The following is an 18,033-nucleotide window of genomic DNA, read 5'->3' as shown; positions in this document are numbered from 1 at the left end:
TCGACTGCCCGAAATCCCGCTGTACAATGAACTTCCGCTCCCTCTCCTACATCTACCATCCTTCCGAAAGCGGGTGCAAATATAGAAACTTTCCCCGCCTTTTTCCAAATGTTTTTGAAGGTTTTTTTGAACCTTGCCCACAACCCATTGAACAGCTTAGGGTTAGCCGGAAAAAAAACCTTTCTTCTTCCCCCGGAATTGTATAATTATATCAGGATTTATTTAATAACCTGTATAGTTATTTTAGGACGGGTCAATACCGTATCCAAGTAATAGATACCATATAGTTATGGCGTATTTATAGCGTATTTATAGCGTATTTGACATATGAGAAACATATATTAGTCCTCTTATGGCCCCGCTCCCGGTTCCACAATGGGCCGCCTTAAGCTTTTTCCCGGACGCAATGGCTGCCGGGAAGCGCCCCCCGGGACAAGGGGACAAGCTGTAATTTTCGGGAATTAAAACATATATACTTATAGTGTTGTATGCCTAAAGTCTTACACTTATCTTTGCAAACCGAAAAACAGAATATTATAATGATCAAGATTACTTTACCCGACGGATCGGTTAAGGAGTTTGAGAAAAATTCAACTCCAATGGATGTAGCAAAAAGCATTAGTCATGGTTTGGTCCGCAATGTTATTTCAGCAAGCTTTAATAGTGAAACGGTTGAAACAGTAACTCCGTTGACTACCGACGGGAATCTTACTTTATATACATGGAATGACGAGCAAGGAAAAAAAGCTTTTTGGCATTCCACTTCCCATATCATGGCGCAAGCACTTGAGGAGTTGTACCCAGGTGTGAAGCTGACCATAGGTCCAGCTATTGATAATGGTTTTTATTATGACGTCGATCTGGGAGAACACAATATTTCTGAAAAGGATTTTCCGAAGATCGAAGGGAAGATGCTCGAAATTGCCCGTGGCAAACACGATTACAAGATGAGGGCTGTAAGCAAGGTGGAAGCGCTGGACTTCTACAAAAAGCAAAACAACCCCTTTAAGGTAGAGCTTATTGAAAATCTGGAGGACGGCACTATCACATTTTGCGATCACGATACTTTTACTGATTTATGTCGTGGGGGGCACATCCCCAATACTGGGATCGTAAAAGCCGTTAAACTTCTTTCTGTTGCCGGGGCTTACTGGCGAGGTGATGAAAACAAACAACAACTGACACGTGTTTATGGAATTTCATTTCCTAAACAAAAAGACCTAAAAGCTTATCTCGAGCTCCTTGAAGAAGCTAAAAAGCGAGATCATAGAAAATTAGGAAAGGAATTGGAGTTGTTTACTTTTTCACAAAAAGTAGGACAAGGACTTCCACTCTGGTTACCCAAAGGAGCTGCTCTGCGCGAGCGTTTGGAGAACTTCCTTAAAAAGGCCCAAAAGAAAGCGGGTTATGAGCAGGTGGTATCTCCACATATAGGTCAAAAAGAATTGTATGTCACTTCGGGACACTATGCAAAATATGGAGAGGATAGCTTTCAGCCTATCCACACACCAAAAGAGGATGAGGAATTCTTACTAAAACCGATGAATTGTCCGCATCACTGTGAAATATACAATGCGCGCCCATGGAGTTATAAGGAGCTTCCCAAACGTTATGCTGAGTTTGGCACCGTGTATCGTTATGAACAAAGTGGTGAGCTACACGGCTTGACCCGTGTTCGCGGATTTACACAAGACGATGCCCATATTTTCTGTACGCCCGACCAGTTGGATGAGGAATTCAAGAATGTTATCGACCTTGTTTTATACGTTTTTGGTTCGCTAGGTTTTGAAAACTTTACAGCGCAGGTTTCTTTACGCGATCCTGAAGATCCGGATAAATATATAGGTAGCGATGAGAATTGGGAAAAAGCAGAAAGTGCCATCATCAATGCCGCCAAGGAGAAAGGACTGAATTATGTCATCGAAACCGGTGAAGCGGCTTTTTACGGCCCTAAACTCGACTTTATGGTAAAAGATGCTTTGGGCAGAAGTTGGCAATTGGGTACTATCCAAGTGGATTATAACCTCCCGGAACGATTTGACCTTAATTATAAAGGAAGTGATGACAAACTGCACCGTCCGGTGATGATACACCGAGCCCCTTTTGGAAGCATGGAGCGCTTTGTGGCCATATTACTGGAACACACTGCCGGAAACTTCCCATTATGGCTCATGCCGGAGCAGGCTATTATATTGTCTATCAGCGAGAAATATGAAAAATATGCCGAAAAAGTTTTAAATTTATTGGAAAATAACGAAATTCGCGCCCTCGTTGACAATAGAAACGAAACTATTGGCAAGAAAATACGTGAAGCAGAAATGAATAAGATCCCATTTATGCTGATTGTTGGTGAGAATGAGGAAAAGGATGATACGATTTCTGTAAGGAAACATGGAGAGGGCGACATAGGAGCTATTACAATAAATGAGTTCACAGATTTGATAAATACAGAAATCAATCGTACATTAAAGACGTTTTAAAAAAGAAAGTTTAATTAAAATTATTTAGCCATAGCAATTAAAAGAAGATACAACAGAAACCCTAGAAGAAGAGAAAATAAAAACCCACACAATATCAACAGAGATATCCGTGTATCAGAGGTAAGGCTCGTAGGAGACAATGTTGAAATGGGAGTATACCCAACCAAAGTAGCTTTGAATAAAGCTGAAGAATTAGAATTAGACCTAGTTGAAATTTCACCAAACGCCAAACCTCCTGTTTGTAAGATCATGGACTATAAAAAGTTCTTGTACGAACAGAAGAAACGCGAAAAAGCTTTAAAGGCAAAAGCATCGAAAGTGGTAGTTAAAGAGATCCGTTTTGGACCCAACACGGACGACCACGATTATAATTTTAAGAAAAAGCATGCCGAAAAGTTTTTAAAAGACGGAGCCAAACTGAAAGCCTATGTATTCTTTAAGGGCCGCTCTATTGTGTATAAGGATAAAGGAGAAATTTTATTGCTACGCTTAGCCTCTGAGTTGGAAGACCTGGGTAAAGTAGAGCAAATGCCAAAATTGGAAGGTAAGCGTATGACCATGTTTATCTCACCAAAGAAGACGAAATAAGTACTTTAGATAGATAAAACAGATGCTGAAACGAGTTCAGCATAGAAGATAATAAGCGAGATAATTAAATAAATATTAGGATTATGCCTAAAATGAAAACTAAATCCAGTGCCAAAAAGCGTTTTAAGCTTACCGGTACCGGTAAAATCAAAAGAAAGCACGCTTTTAAGAGTCACATCTTAACCAAGAAGTCTAAAAAGCGTAAGCTAGCTTTAACTCATTCAACACTTGTTCACAAGTCTGATGAGAAAAACATTAAAGAACAATTACGTTTAAAATAATTGTTCTTTCGGTTCAATAAATTTGTTTAACCCTGGAGTCAGGCCATTTTGAAGTACGTAGTACGGAATTTAAAAATGAGTAAGTGCCAATAATCGGCCGCCTGCTACAAAAAATTTAAAATTATGCCAAGATCAGTAAATTCAGTAGCTTCAAGAGCACGAAGAAAAAAAGTGTTGAAGCAAGCAAAAGGCTACTACGGTAGACGTAAAAACGTTTGGACAGTTGCCAAAAATGCGGTTGATAAAGCGATGCAATACTCGTATAGAGACCGTAGAAACAAGAAAAGAACATTCCGCTCACTTTGGATCACCCGTATTAATGCTGGTACCAGACAACACGGTATGTCTTACTCTCAGTTTATGGGGAAAGTAAAAGCTAACAATATCGAATTGAACCGTAAGGTTCTTGCCGATTTAGCGATGAACCACCCAGAAGCTTTTAAAGCTATTGTTGAGAAAGTAAAGTAAACGTTTAACAATATATTATCCGCTTATAAAAAAATCCGGCTTTTCGCCGGATTTTTTGTTTTAAGTCTTTTTTTAATCTAATCCTTTTCAGTTTTGTCCTTTAGCTTCGACTCCACAACAAGAACAAAAGGTTTGTCAGCAATATTTTTTCATAATCATCAAGGTTTAAAACCAAATCATCAGGTAACAAAAAGAGGGTTACCACCACAGTAACCCTCTTAAATCAAACTAATTTATGTTAACCATAAATCACCAACCGTGTCAAAAGTAATAAAAATATTTATAATTCGAATATTACATACTTTCATTTCATTTCATTTAAAAAGTTTTTGTTATATATATAACTTAAGAAACCCGACCAGAAGCCGGGTTTTTGTTTCCATTTTTTATTCAATTTATAATTCAGGAGCAATGATAGCATCATATTCATCCAAGAAAGCATCGTGAACTTGCTGTGTAGATGAGATATGGCCGTTTTTCTTTTCACTTTGTACCAATTCGAAGCCTTTTCTTGCTGCTTCCATACGTTGAAGTGGCGTTCCGTGATGACCATCACTGTCGAAACTACAATCTCCTATATTGAAAAACAATTCAAAAAAGCCTTCTACCCGTTTCCAATTATAGGTAGCTCCACGTTTGTGCGTCATATAATAAGCTGCTGTAAAATCAGCTTCCAATTCTGTAGCACGTGTGGCTTCGGCAATATTGGTCGGATCAATAGGATATGTCCAATTGTTTTTAAACTGAATTTGATGTGACCACTCGTGTGCCAGTATCCCTGTCCAGATAATCCCCGCATCAATACCGGTTTTGGTCATAACCCCGACAATACCATCACTGATCACAATGATATTATCTTGTCCTTTTCCGAAGAAATTATCAATTTGAATGGCAAAACCATCAAAAGAAACAAAGGGGTTTTCAATTAAAAAGGTGCTCAACTCGTTAATGAGTAAAATATCCTGAATGAATGCCTCTATATCTGTTCCCGGAACCGTAATGTAAGGCAAGGTCTCCCTCATCAATTCTATGTTTTCAAAATTGCTATTGTGTTGACCTTTTACGTCTATCTCCCCGGACATGTTCCAGAATTTTTCAAGATTGCGAACCCGTTTGTTCATCAGCTGGGTATATTCCCCTTCAGCTCCAAAGAACTGTTCACTTGTATCTACCAAAGACATATAAAAATTTATGGTTGCATAGGTATCGTAATAAAGCAGACCATATATATCCAGATTTTCGTTGATAGTTTCACTAACGGCAGCGTCGAAAGCTGTTGGTCCACATTCTGAAGGCTCTACAACCCTTTCCAGGTCATCAAAATAAGCAAAATCGTCATGTAATGTAAAATCGTGATCGAAGCTTAAATCAGGAAGTTCAACTTCGGCTTCATCTGTTGTTTCGGCTGTTAATAAATGTTCTTTAACATTAAGGCTGTCTTCCATATAGGCATTGTCATGTGAACAAGAACCCAATAAAAGCACAGCACTTAATAAAATTAAATAGTGTCGGTTAATTTTCATAATGATTATATTTTAAGATTATTCCCTTAAAGTTAGAAAATTAACTCCATTTATAGAAGAATACGTGTTACATTTTTAATACATTTAATATAAATAGAAATCCTAATAAACATTTAACATCTATTTGAACCTTAAACCGTATTTTTACGGCTTATTTTTACAGTACTATGGATTTATCTCAAGTAAAACTGGTTGTTTCAGACATGGATGGCACTCTTTTGAACACAAAAGGAGAAGTGAGCCCTGTCTTTTTTGAGCTATTCAACAAGTTAAAATCACACGGCATTCATTTTGTGGCTGCCAGTGGAAGGCAATACAGCAGCATTACCAATAAATTAGAGGATATCGTTGATGATATTACCATCATTGCCGAAAACGGGGGGATCGCTAAACGTGGATCCGAAGAACTGATCGTCACCAATCTACCTTCAGGGGCTGTCAATTCCTGTATCGACCTTTTGAGAAAATTGGAAGATGTTTTTGTGGTTTTATGCGGAAAAAATGCCGCTTATATCGAAACACAGAACAGTCAATTTGTTGACATGTTCAGTGAGTTCTATGCTACATACGAAATTGTTGACGACCTGACCAAGGCTAGTAAAGATGATTTCCTGAAAATCGCTGTCTATCACTTCGACAGTTCAGAAAAACATGTCTATCCGGCTGTAAAACATTATGAAGACTCCATGCAAGTAAAGGTTTCCGGACAAAACTGGCTCGACCTCTCCCACCCCAACGCCAACAAAGGTTATGCTTTAAAAATGTTACAGAAACAACTTGGAATCACGAAAGAGGAAACCATGGTTTTTGGGGATTACAACAACGATCTTGAGATGATGGAACTGGCACATTTTAGCTATGCCATGGAAAATGCACACCCCAATGTGGTTAAAGTAGCCAATTTTCAAACCAAAAGTAATGATGACTACGGGGTTGAATTTATTTTGGAGCAATTGATTGCTGCTAAGGAATCCTCCGTTTAATAATCACCTGTTCATTTTTTTCATTGATAAAAAAACGAACCAAAAAAATCTAGGCTGGCGAGAAAAACATAAGAAAATACTACGGAACCCCCAGCCACAGATAAAAATAACTCATTCCACCTTGAGGGCGGAACTCAAACAGATTTTTATCTTCTTGCCATCGCTGCTTCCTTGATTTTCAATGTTTCTCTCGTAGGCCAAAACAATTTACTCTGTTTCATCTTGAATAATTCAATGTTAAATTTTGTCCTTTCCAGATTAGCTACACAATGATAACTTCTTCCTATCAATCATTCCTCATTCGACTCCTTTACCAATTTATCAAAACATAGAAATCTTTAAAATACTTAAACAAAAGTGGATATTATTGATTAATCACTCCCCAAAAACTGTGACAACTACCGATCTGGCACCGCCATGGTCACGGTGTTCGCAAAGATAAATGCCCTGCCAAGTGCCGAGATTCAATTTCCCATTTGTTATGGGGATTTGGACAGAAGATCCCATTAAAGAAGCTTTTATATGTGCCGGCATATCGTCTGCCCCTTCGTAGGTATGAATATAATAAGATGCGTTTTCAGGAACCATTTTGTTCATATGGCTTTCAAAATCTACTCGTACCGAAGGGTCTGCATTTTCATTGATCGTCAAACTTGCCGAAGTGTGCTTTATAAACACCTGAAACTGTCCCGTTTTCAATTTAGAAATTTCCGGAATGGCTTTCAGTATCTCGTCTGTAACCAAGTGAAACCCTCTCTCTTTAGGTCGTAATTGAAGTTCTCTTTGGAAGAAATGCATTTAATTTTTGTTTGTGAAGGTACAAAAAATAGAATTTCAATATGTTCAAAAACTGTCTTTCAACTTTATTATTTTCAATCTTTTATTTTTTAACATTTCATGGACTATCCATGGCTTATCCCAGAAGTATTTATGGGGGTGTTTAAAGTTTAAACTTTTTTGCTGTGTTATGGTAGGGTTGCTTTAAAGTTAACTGTATTAGCTCTACTTTAATAAATCGTTAAAAGCAGGTTTTTTAGAAAAAACCCTTACGTGTCTGAAGCTGTTTTTGTGACTCTTTGGTAAAGAACACAAAACTCTTGTCAGTTGAAAAAAGACAATTTTTTAAAACTGCTCAATTCCTACGTAAAAGGAAAATCTACCTCACGGGAAAAAAAGCAGCTACAGTATTTCATCGATCAGGTTCAAAAAAACGGAAAGGATCCCGATCCGGAACGTAATACCCATGACCGGATCTATTCTAAAATCCAAAATTCCATCCTCAAAAAGAAAAAAGAACAACGCATTCGGAAACTGCGTTATTTTTCCTATCGCACTGCTGCCGTTCTATTGTGTTTGGTGGGAATGGGGTTTCTCTTCAAAATGTTCGCTTCTCCAAAACAAATAACCGAAACGGCCTTATTGGGGGAGAAAAAGGAGGCTTTGCTCCCTGACGGCAGCAAGGTGATGTTGAATGCCGGGAGTACACTTCAATATCCGGAACAATTCAACGCCCAAACAAGGGAAGTTACCCTAAGGGGGGAAGCTTTTTTTAAGGTAAACCGTAACGAACAATACCCTTTTATCGTGCACAGCAACGGTTTGGATACCCGGGTTTTGGGCACCTCATTCAACATTCACGCTTATCCAACTTCTAAAAATATCAAAGTCAGCGTAGCAACCGGAAAAGTAAAGGTCTCTGACGGAAAACATCTCGATGTATTACTAACGCCCGACCAAGAAGTTGTGTACAACAAAATTGACAGTACTTTTTCAAAACAGAAAATCCTATCCGATAATGCTATTGCATGGACCCAAAATGTGATCCTCCTGGACGGTCACAGCTTGAAGGCTACCGCCGAGATCCTAGAAAAATGGTTTGATGTACGCATCACTATTGACAATACATCCATGGACGAACAAAAGATCACAGGGAAATACAAAAACCCAAAACTGAAAGAGGTGTTGGAAAGTTTAGAGTTCCTCACCAACATCTCGTATGAATTTACCCAAAACAATCACATAATCTTAAAAAACAGCGAATGAAAAAAATATGAAGTAACCCAAAAAAGAGCCTCCCCTGCTGGAACAGGAAAGGCCTATGATTCATCTACAAGTCTAAGAAAACTTAATAGAAAAATTAAAATGAAATCAAAAGTACAAAAAAACAACACACTCGTATATTCACGGCGTTTTATCTGCCTGCTTGCGATGGTTTTCAGCATTTCATCCGGAATTTATGCTGCAGACGCTGAGGATAACAAGATTACATTATTCAGCAAAAATGAAACACTGGTTCAGATTCTGTCTAAGATCGAACTACAAACTGAGGCCACTTTTGTTTATACCCAAGAGGTCAGGGATATCGACAAACGCATTTCAATCAACTATTCCAATGAAAGCCTTGAAGTCGTTTTAAAACAGCTCGCCCAGGCTTTTGACGTTTCTTATAAGCGTATCAACAACACCATTACCATTACGCGTAATAAGGTTGATCAACAACAAAAAACCATTGAAGGAACTGTAAAAGATGAAGCCGGAATTCCGCTAATGGGTGTCAACGTTACTATTCTGGAAACATCAAACGGGATTACGACTGATTTTGACGGGAATTTCTCCATTGAAGCCCGTATTGGCGATACTCTGGAATTCACCTACGTAGGTATGCAGACCCAAACGGTGCAGGTATCCGCTAACACAACCACATTAAATATTGTTATGCAATCTGATCAGGAAATGCTCGACGAGGTCGTGGTGATTGGTTATGGTGAAAAAAGCAGGGAAACCCTGATCGATGCCGTAAGCAAAGTCAACACTCAATCCATTCAGGAGCGTCCTGTTGCCAATGCCGGTAATGCGTTACAAGGTGTTAGCCCCGGACTTAACATCACGCAATCCAGTGGAAAGCCCGGTCAGGCACCACGTATCAACATCCGTGGTTTTACATCGATCAACGGAGGTTCACCACTTATCATTGTCGATGGGGTTGAAGGCGATATCAATACCCTGAATCCGAACGACATTGAGTCTATCAGTGTATTAAAAGACGCCGGAGCCTCTGCGATTTACGGAGCCCGGGGTGCTTTTGGGGTTGTTTTGGTAACCACTAAAAAAGCCAAAGAGGGAAAAATGACGGTAGATGTGAGCAATACCACGGCATTCAGCTCCCCAACCATGAACACCGATTTTTTAACCGATCCGTACAAAGCCGTTATGCTTGTTGATGAATCGTTCAGGGCTGCCGTAGGGAATTCATACACCGGTTATTCTGAACAGGATTATGCGGCACTTCAGGAAGTTTCCCAAGATCCTTCCAAAGCCCGTGTCGTTACCGATATCCGCAACGGAAGGAATCAATACGTTCACTACGGGGCTACCAACTGGTGGGATACATTCTTCCGCAAGGTATCGCCTTCACAAATTTCCAATGTTTCCATTTCGGGAGGTTCTGAAAAGATCAAAAGCTTTTTCTCATACAGAAACTACCAATCCACCGGAATCCTAAAAGTTCAGGAAGACCGCTACAAGCAATACAACTTAAGGGGAAAAATAGAAATGGAAGTCAACGACTGGCTTACCTTCTCCAACAACATGCAATACAACAGTTCCAACGATATCGAGCACGGCGGAAGTCAGTACGGATACCGGGATATCTGGGGAAGCCTGATCTGGGTGCACGCCCTGCCTTCATATATGCCTACCAATCCCGACGGCACATCCTTATGGAGAACCGAGCTCAACAACTATACTATTGGTGACGGGGTTTATGCTTCCTTGCTCCATGGAAAATCGAAGCAAATAACCGATGAGGCCGATTTTTCGAATATCGCAACGGCTAAATTAAACCCACTACCGGGTCTGGACATCACCGCCAGCTATGCCCTTCGCAAAGTCAATTTTAACCGTTTTCAACGTTCCACCAGGATCCCCTACTCTATTTTTGTTGGTGAAATCGGATTTCTCGGAAACGACAAACTCACCGAATACAACAACAAGTCAAGCTACAACGCCTTTAATATTTTTGGGGAGTATCAACATCAATTCGGAAATCATGCCTTGAATGCCATGATCGGTTTCAACCAGGAATCCTACGAAATCAAAAGGATTGAAGCCAGCAAACAGAACAGTATTTCCGACGATTTAAATTCCCTCGGCCTGGCCACTTCCAATCCGGAAGCTACCGGAAGTGCTTCAGCATGGGCTTTACAAGGGGTATTCTACCGTTTGTCTTATGACTACAAAAAGAAATACCTATTGGAATTCAACGGGCGTTATGACGGTTCTTCCCGTTTTCCGGAAGATCACCGTTGGGGCTTTTTTCCTTCGGTTTCCGCAGGATGGATCGTAAATAAGGAAGGTTTCTTTCAACCTATTGCCGATACCTTTAGTTTGTTGAAATTAAGAGCCTCCTACGGTTCACTCGGAAATCAAAACATTAGCGACTATGCCTATATCCCAACCCTCAATAAAGGTATTAACACCGGTTATGCCATCGACGGTTCTACTTTGGGCTATATCGACGCTCCGGGATTGAATCCGAATGAGATCACCTGGGAAAAGGTAAACACCCTGAATCTGGGCGTTGATACCGGATTTTTCAACAACAACCTCACAGCCAGTTTCGACTGGTTCCAGAGGGAAACTGAAGGGATGCTTACCAAAGGAGCTACCCTACCGAGTGTTTTGGGAACTGCATCACCACAAGAAAATGCCGCCGATCTAAGAACCCGCGGCTTTGAACTTTCATTGGGATACAACAAAACCTTCCAAGTCGGCAAATCACCTTTCTATTTTGCTATCGAAGGAAGCTTGTCAAATTCAGAAACTGTTATCACCCGCTTCGACAACCCGAACAACAGTTTGTTGGATTATTATGAAGGGATGACCATTGGCGAACTTTGGGGTTATCATGTAGACGGACTCTTCCAAACGGAAGAAGAAATTGTAGGTCATGCTGATCAAACCCGGGTTTCCAACAGGATTATGGCCAACGGAGGTTTACAACCCGGCGATGTTCGCTATGTAGATCTGAATAACGACGGTGTGATCAACGAAGGCGAAAACACTTTAGAAGATCCCGGAGACCGACGTATCATAGGAAACACCGCCCCACAATACCTCTACAGTTTTAAGCTGAGCACTTCGTGGAAAGGTTTCGATTTATCAGCTTTCTTCCAAGGGGTTGGTAAACAAGATTGGTATCCGCACAGGGATTCAAGAATCTTTTGGGCTATGTATAACCGTCCTTACGATTCTTTCATCAGAAAAGATCTGGTTGACAACATTTGGACACCTGATAATCGGGATGCCTATTTCCCAAGACTCTTTGGTTATATCGCCTTGTCTGAAAGCGACGCCCTTGGAGCAGTCAACGACCGTTATATACAGGATGTTTCCTATTTAAGGCTGAAAAACCTGACGTTTGGCTACACCTTGCCATCAAGGGTTATGGACCGATTGCCCTTAACCAAGCTACGGATATATTTCAGCGGGGAAAATCTGTTGACTTTTAGTAAACTAACCGATTATATCGACCCTGAGGCTGCCAGTAACTCTGTGAACCTCAACTCACCCTCTACGTCGGCAAATAGAAGTACTGCGCAGGGTGTGCCATTTTCTGAAATCTATTCATTGGGAATTTCAATTCAATTTTAAAAAAGCGAAAAAATCATGATACATAAACATTTCATATTAATTCTTTTATGCAGCTTGACCGTCTTAAGTTGTAGCGATGAATATTTGAACAAAGAACCGCTCTCTGATGTTACGGAAGAAAACTTTTTCCTTAAAGCAAGCGACCTGGAACTCTATACCAACGGGTTCTACCGTATGTTTCCTGCTACCTCCATATACAACGGAGATGCCAGGGTCGATAATATTGTAACAACTTCGCTTAGTGAAGAAATGCGAAGTGCCCGTCTTATTCCTACCTCCGGCGGAGGTTGGGACTGGGGCTACCTCAGGGATATCAATTATTTTTTGGAGCATTATGAAAAAGCTGATGACGAGGCTGCAAAAAAACATTATGGTGGTGTAGCCCGGTTTTTTAGGGCTTATTTCTATTTTGAAAAGCTGAAGCGCTTTGGCGGGGTGCCGTGGTATGACTATACGATCGACCCTACCGATACCGAAAGCTTGCAAAAACCCAGAGACAGCAGGCAATTTATAGCCGACAAGATTCTGGAAGATCTCGACTTTGCCATTGCCAACCTGAATGAAAGCGTAGAAGCCTATCGAATTACCAAATACACGGCTTTAGCGTTAAAATCAAGGGTAGGTTTGTATGAGGGTACTTTTGAAAAATACCGTGATATCAGCGGGTATGAAAAATACTTGGAAGCTTCGGCAAATGCAGCTTTGGAATTGATCAACAATTCGCCTTACACAGTATACAGTACCGGTGATACTGAGCATGACTATATGAACCTTTTCAATTCGCATGACGCACAGACCAGCGAAATGATCCTGAGCCGTCAATTTACACAATCGTTGAATGTAGACCACAATGTAAACTACTATACCACCACTTCGTCTTACGGTAGGCCCGGTATGACCAAAGAATTGGTGAATAGCTATTTGAACAGTGACGGTTCGCGTTTTACAGACCTCCCCAACCACAACCAGATTTTCTTTACGGAAGAGGTTGCCAACAGGGATCCGCGACTTTCACAGACCATCCGCACCCCCGGTTATACCCGAAAAGGCCAAAGCCTGGAGTTACCTCCCAATATCGGGGCAACGGTTACAGGTTATCAATTGACAAAATATGTAACCGAACCACAGTATGACACCAACGACGAATCGATTACCGATCTGCCTATTTTCCGTTTCGGTGAGGTTTTGCTGAACTATGCAGAAGCTAAAGCTGAATTGGAAAATATTACACAAAGTGACCTGGACCAATCCATTCAACTCTTAAGAAACCGCGTAGGCATGCCGGCATTGTCCATGACAGCAGCCAACGGAAATCCCGACCCTTTTATGGAAGACCAATACCCGGATGTTGACGGTCCCAACAAAGGATTGATCCTTGAAATCAGAAGGGAAAGACGTATTGAGCTGTATATGGAAAACTTCCGTTGGGACGATATTGTTCGCTGGAAAAGCGGACAAACCATCACCAGGCCATTGCGTGGCTTATATTTCCCGGGAGCCGGATCGTATGACATGGACGGAAACGGAAGTATTGATGTGGTTCTGTATGAAGGTGAAGAGCCCGGAAATCAGACTGAAGGTACGCAATACATCAAAATGGGATCGGATGTTTACTTTGACGAAAACAATTTGATCGATCCGCAGCCCGATTTCAACAACAGGACTTTTGATGAAACCCGTGATTATTTATACCCGATTCCGCGTGTAGAATTACAATTAAATCCTAACTTAACCCAAAATCCCGGTTGGGAATAAAAAAAGAAAGATGAAATTACATTCGATTACAATTTTAGCAAGTATTATTATGGGAGGTCTTTCCTTTGTGCAGCTCCATGCTCAAAGCCTTCCCATCAAGGTTATGACCACCAACATCCGTTATGCCAACCCCAACGACAGCATCAACATATGGGAAAACAGAAAAGACTGGCTCACAGAGAGCATCGATTTTATGGACATCGATGTTTTCGGGGCGCAGGAAGTTGTCTATTCCCAATTGAAAGATATAGTTGAACTTTTGCCTGAGTACGACCATATAGGTGTTGGCAGAGAGGGTGGCAACGAAGGGGAATTTACTCCTATTTTTTATAAGAAGGACAAGTTTGAAATTACCGAAAGTGATATTTTCTGGCTTTCAGAAACCCCGGAAAAAGAAGCCTCCAAAGGATGGGATGCGGCCCTGCCCCGGATTGTTACCTGGGCAAAGATGAAAGAAAAGGAAAGTGGGAAACAATTTGTGTTCATCAATACCCATTTTGATCACAGAGGGGAACAAGCGAGGTTGGAAAGTGCCAAACTCCTCGTGAAAAGAGCCAAAGCCATTGCAGGCGACCTCCCATTTATTGTTACCGGGGATTTCAATTTCCCGCCTTCTGTGGAAGCCTATTCCGTTTTGACCAAAAACAACAGCAGTGGAATCACCTTACAAGATACTTTTCATAAAGCCAACAAGTCATACGGCCCAAGTTATACCTTTAATGGATTTAATCTGGAACCTGATCAAAGCAGGGAACGAATTGATTACATTTTCTTCCTTGGAAATATCAATATATTGAAATACCATGTTTTAGACGGACAACGTGGTCCTAAATACATCTCCGATCATTTTCCCATTATCGTGGATGCCGTTATTGAGTAAAAAAGACACCTATACGAAAAACCTTCTGTTGAAGCAGAAGGTTTTTCTATATACAGGGCTTACGAAACCTTTTCATAACAAATTCATAAAACACCTCGCTGTAGTTGATAGGGCTTTTCATTTTAATTTTATCCCACAATGAACCCCATGGCCAAAAAAACTCATGACATAACAGACGAAGAGTTATTTGTTTTACTTCAAAAAGGAAATGAGCATGCGTTAAAACCTATTTATGACAAATATTGGAAACGCATGTATGCCTATGCCTATAAAGTGGTCGAAGATTCCCTGTTATGTGAAGATATTATTCAGGAGATATTTATCAGCCTTTGGGAAAAAGCAACTACATCAACTATCGAAATCCACCATCTGGAGGCCTATCTGTTTAAGGCATTGAAATTTAAAACCCTTAATGCACTAAGAAACAACAAGCTCACTGAATTTCACGAAAAAATCCTTGCTGAAATACCCTTAGAAAATGACGGTGATACTACCCTGACCTACAACGACCTTGAAAAGCAGGTTGTAGACACGATGGAAACGCTTCCTGAAAAATGTAGAAATGTTTTTTACCTCAGCCGGATCAAGGAGTACAATAACCGGGAGATTGCAAGCGAGCTGAACATCTCACCCCGAACCGTGGAAACCCATATTAGGAATGCTTTAAAACACTTCAGGCTGCATTTTCCCAATCACCTCTATTACTTTTTTGTATTCATTTTATTTAAGATTTATTTTACCCTTCATTTTATTTCCTAAAAAGTTATTGTTTATTTAAGGAACTTTATATTTTTGCAATCTCAATCACTACGGGATGTGGCCCTTCGACTTTGCCTCCCTACCTGACTGCCGTCAGGCAAGTTCGGTAGGCAAGCTCAGGATAAACTGCACCACCATAATGGTTTTATAAAAGGTGACGGTTTGAGAAACATAAGGGGGGCACTCTTGGAAAATTTGTAAATCGGGATGTGGCGCAGTCCGGTTAGCGTACACGGCTGGGGGCCGTGTGGTCGCAGGTTCAAATCCTGTCATCCCGACGAATAGGGTATTAAAAGAAATTCTTTTAATACACAAACTATTAAAAACCAGTAAAATACATTTTTACTGGTTTTTTTTGTTCCCGTTTAGGAGCATATTCATTAGTGTCCTATTTCGTGTCCTATTTTTTTAGGAAATAAATTCCTAAATTTATGGTTCTCTGTCCGTATTTGACTTTCGGAGCGATTTGGCTTTCGTTTAACTGATTTTCTAATCTAAAACGAAAGTGATGACAACCACAAGCACATTCAATATCCATTTTTGGTTGAAAAAATCATCAATCAAAAAGGATGGAACAGCACCTATCTATGCAAGAATCTGGATAGATAGTGTCCCTGTAGATATAAGTGCCAAGGAATCTGCCCTTGAAAAACATTGGTGCGATAGGGCAAACCGGGTAAGGACAAGGGCAAAAAATGCAAAAAATATCAATGATGCACTGGACGACATAAACTCCAACATCAAAAAAGCCTACAAGCAGCTTAAGGGCGAAGATAGGCCGATTACGTCACAGGCCATCAAATTACGGTATTTGGGCAAGGACAAGGCAATATTGACGTGCAAGGACCTTATGGACTACCATAGAGAAAACGAACTGAAAAAACTGGCACCAGGAACCGCTAAGAATTACAATGCCACCGAAAAATACGTTGGCCGTTTCCTCAAAAAGGAATTCAGATCGAATGATGTCCATTTGTGCCAAATGGACTATTCCTTTATAGTCAAATTTGAAGACTATCTACGCAACTGCCCTCCATTGAGGAAATCCCAACCTCTCAACAATAATGGTATCATGAAACATATGGAACGTTTACAGAAGTTTACAACTCTGGCGTTGAAACACAGCTGGCTTAAAACGAATCCTTTCGCATTGTACCAATTGAAGTACAAGGAATTTGACTGTCCGTTTTTGGAACGGGACGAACTCGATACAATGGCCATGCTTTCCATAGCACAGGAAAGTATGTGTTTGGTAAGGGATGTATTTGTTTTTTCCTGCTATACCGGACTCAGTTATATCGAAGTAAAGAATTTGAGTAAGTCCGATATTGTAAATGGAATTGATGATGGGCAATGGATAATGGTCAGGCGTCAAAAGACAAAAACCCCAGTAAAACTACCCTTACTGGATGAGGCCAAGGCAATATTGGAGAAATATGCAGATTACCCGACCATAGAAAATAACTATTCGCTTTTACGGGTGTTCAGTGACCAAAAAATCAATAAATACCTCAAGAAAATAGCCAAACTATGTAACATTGAGAAGAACTTGACCTTTCATGTGGCGCGCCATACCTTTGCCACTACGATAGCCCTTCTAAACGATGTTCCCATAGAAACGGTCTCAAAAATGTTGGGACACACAAAATTATCGACGACCCAAAAATACGCCAGGGTCATTGAAAAAAAAATTAGTAACGATATGACAAAATTAAGGGCAAAACTAAAGGATTCAAAAAGGAGCCTGAACTATAGGGAAACGGCACACGACCATTTGAGAATTGTTTGATTTTTAAAGATTTATAAAAATGCTTCCGGAGGAGGCTGTCTAAAAAGGCGGCCTCTTTTTGAAATCAAGGCTTTTTTAATCTACACAGCCTGGTGCTTTACTTGCTCCTTCAGTAGGTTGGGTTTTTATTGGGTCGTCATCATCACCATTATTGTGGTTACCTCCCACAATGACTTTTGGATTGTTGATTTTTGAGATATGAAATTTTTTAAGATTTAATTTTTTTTTGCTTCATAACGAAATGTTTTGGTTTATTATTGAGACCAAAAACATCGATTTAAGCAGTAACTATTTTATGAAATATGTTGAAATTTATAAATTTCAACAATAAGAAATTTGTTCACAATCTACTTTGGACTTTTGGCTTTATAGCTCCTTTTCCTTTTTTAGTTGCTTGATAAAAAAGGAAGAAGAAAAAGATTGAGCTGTACCAAAACCCGATTCTTCTGCAATGGCTTGTATGGTATAGGCCCTGAATTGTTCTGATCCAGTTAATTTTTCTATGGCATATTCAATCCTTAAATTGTTTATGTAGTTAGAAAAATTAATTTGTTTAGAATTGTTGATTACTTTAGACAGATAGGTTGAGTTTGTGTTGAGTTCTTTTGCTAGTGAGTTCAGCGTATATTTCTTTTGAGCATAATTCTTTGATTCTTCAAACTTTTTTAAAATTCCATCTACAATATCTTTAGGTAAGTCTATTTCGTTTACTTTTCCTTGTTCTTCTTGAGCTGTACTTTTTTTAAACCCACCATCTATACTATTTTTAATTTCAAGGATAGAGGTCAGTAGTTAGTTACTTATCAATTTCGATTGATATACAACATCACTATTGACCATTTTGGTAATAAGGTTATTAAATATTGTTTCCTTGC

The 18,033-nt window shown here is 40.0% G+C and carries 14 protein-coding genes and 1 tRNA gene; 12 read left to right on the top strand and 3 right to left on the bottom strand.

Annotated features, from left to right (window positions below; all coding sequences use genetic code 11):
• Positions 1 to 539 precede the first annotated feature (539 nt).
• The 4 genes from thrS (at position 540) to rplT (ending at position 3,817) form a co-directional block, all read left to right on the top strand.
• Positions 540 to 2,480: a threonine--tRNA ligase gene (gene thrS / locus OOZ15_RS18990; RefSeq protein WP_265958028.1), complete on the top strand. Its 1,941-nt coding sequence runs from the start codon at positions 540 to 542 to the stop codon at positions 2,478 to 2,480.
• A gap of 36 nt (positions 2,481 to 2,516) precedes the next feature.
• Positions 2,517 to 3,068 carry a translation initiation factor IF-3 gene (infC, locus tag OOZ15_RS18985; RefSeq protein WP_265958029.1) on the top strand — a complete coding sequence of 184 codons (552 nt, stop codon included), beginning with the start codon at positions 2,517 to 2,519 and terminating at the stop codon, positions 3,066 to 3,068.
• 83 nt (positions 3,069 to 3,151) lie between these two features.
• Positions 3,152 to 3,349 (top strand): 50S ribosomal protein L35, encoded by a 198-nt coding sequence (gene rpmI / locus OOZ15_RS18980; protein ID WP_265958027.1) that lies wholly within the window; start codon positions 3,152 to 3,154, stop codon positions 3,347 to 3,349.
• A 123-nt stretch (positions 3,350 to 3,472) separates the two neighbouring features.
• Complete coding sequence (gene rplT, locus OOZ15_RS18975) at positions 3,473 to 3,817, top strand: 50S ribosomal protein L20 (protein ID WP_265958026.1); 345 nt, start codon at positions 3,473 to 3,475, stop codon at positions 3,815 to 3,817.
• 395 nt (positions 3,818 to 4,212) lie between these two features.
• On the opposite strand, the gene OOZ15_RS18970 is transcribed toward rplT, so the two are convergent.
• Complete coding sequence (locus tag OOZ15_RS18970) at positions 4,213 to 5,340, bottom strand: hypothetical protein (protein WP_265958025.1); 1,128 nt, start codon at positions 5,338 to 5,340, stop codon at positions 4,213 to 4,215.
• Positions 5,341 to 5,507: 167 nt separating this feature from the next.
• Here OOZ15_RS18970 and OOZ15_RS18965 point away from each other — a divergent pair, with 167 nt between their 5' ends.
• The gene (locus tag OOZ15_RS18965; protein ID WP_265958024.1) at positions 5,508 to 6,323 is read left to right on the top strand and encodes an HAD family hydrolase; all 816 of its coding nucleotides are present in this window, start codon (positions 5,508 to 5,510) and stop codon (positions 6,321 to 6,323) included.
• A gap of 375 nt (positions 6,324 to 6,698) precedes the next feature.
• Here OOZ15_RS18965 and OOZ15_RS18960 read toward each other — a convergent pair whose 3' ends face one another.
• On the bottom strand, positions 6,699 to 7,121 hold the full coding sequence (locus OOZ15_RS18960) for a secondary thiamine-phosphate synthase enzyme YjbQ (protein ID WP_265958023.1): 423 nt from the start codon (positions 7,119 to 7,121) through the stop codon (positions 6,699 to 6,701).
• Between the two features lie 306 nt (positions 7,122 to 7,427).
• Between OOZ15_RS18960 and OOZ15_RS18955 the strand changes: the two genes are divergently transcribed.
• The 7 genes from OOZ15_RS18955 to OOZ15_RS18925 all read left to right on the top strand — a co-directional run bounded on the left by OOZ15_RS18955 (position 7,428) and on the right by OOZ15_RS18925 (position 17,158).
• Positions 7,428 to 8,366 carry a FecR family protein gene (locus OOZ15_RS18955; RefSeq protein WP_265958022.1) on the top strand — a complete coding sequence of 313 codons (939 nt, stop codon included), beginning with the start codon at positions 7,428 to 7,430 and terminating at the stop codon, positions 8,364 to 8,366.
• Between the two features lie 99 nt (positions 8,367 to 8,465).
• A complete protein-coding gene (locus OOZ15_RS18950) occupies positions 8,466 to 11,975 on the top strand; it encodes a TonB-dependent receptor (protein ID WP_265958021.1) in 3,510 nt (1,169 codons plus the stop codon).
• Positions 11,976 to 11,990: 15 nt separating this feature from the next.
• The gene (locus OOZ15_RS18945; RefSeq protein ID WP_265958020.1) at positions 11,991 to 13,730 is read left to right on the top strand and encodes a RagB/SusD family nutrient uptake outer membrane protein; all 1,740 of its coding nucleotides are present in this window, start codon (positions 11,991 to 11,993) and stop codon (positions 13,728 to 13,730) included.
• Between the two features lie 10 nt (positions 13,731 to 13,740).
• Positions 13,741 to 14,610: an endonuclease/exonuclease/phosphatase family protein gene (locus OOZ15_RS18940; RefSeq protein WP_265958019.1), complete on the top strand. Its 870-nt coding sequence runs from the start codon at positions 13,741 to 13,743 to the stop codon at positions 14,608 to 14,610.
• A gap of 147 nt (positions 14,611 to 14,757) precedes the next feature.
• Positions 14,758 to 15,369, top strand: coding sequence for an RNA polymerase sigma factor (locus OOZ15_RS18935; protein ID WP_265958018.1), 612 nt, complete (start codon positions 14,758 to 14,760; stop codon positions 15,367 to 15,369).
• Positions 15,370 to 15,572: 203 nt separating this feature from the next.
• Positions 15,573 to 15,647: transfer RNA gene (locus tag OOZ15_RS18930), tRNA-Pro, on the top strand.
• A 230-nt stretch (positions 15,648 to 15,877) separates the two neighbouring features.
• Positions 15,878 to 17,158: a site-specific integrase gene (locus tag OOZ15_RS18925; RefSeq protein WP_265958017.1), complete on the top strand. Its 1,281-nt coding sequence runs from the start codon at positions 15,878 to 15,880 to the stop codon at positions 17,156 to 17,158.
• A 366-nt stretch (positions 17,159 to 17,524) separates the two neighbouring features.
• On the opposite strand, the gene OOZ15_RS20475 is transcribed toward OOZ15_RS18925, so the two are convergent.
• Positions 17,525 to 17,779, bottom strand: coding sequence for a helix-turn-helix domain-containing protein (locus OOZ15_RS20475; RefSeq protein ID WP_416337329.1), 255 nt, complete (start codon positions 17,777 to 17,779; stop codon positions 17,525 to 17,527).
• Between the last annotated feature and the right edge of the window lie 254 nt (positions 17,780 to 18,033).

Source organism: Galbibacter kalidii (genome assembly GCF_026241135.1).
Lineage (GTDB): Bacteria > Bacteroidota > Bacteroidia > Flavobacteriales > Flavobacteriaceae > Galbibacter.
Note: the sequence above shows the minus strand (reverse complement) of the source record. Positions and strands in the feature narration are given on the sequence as shown.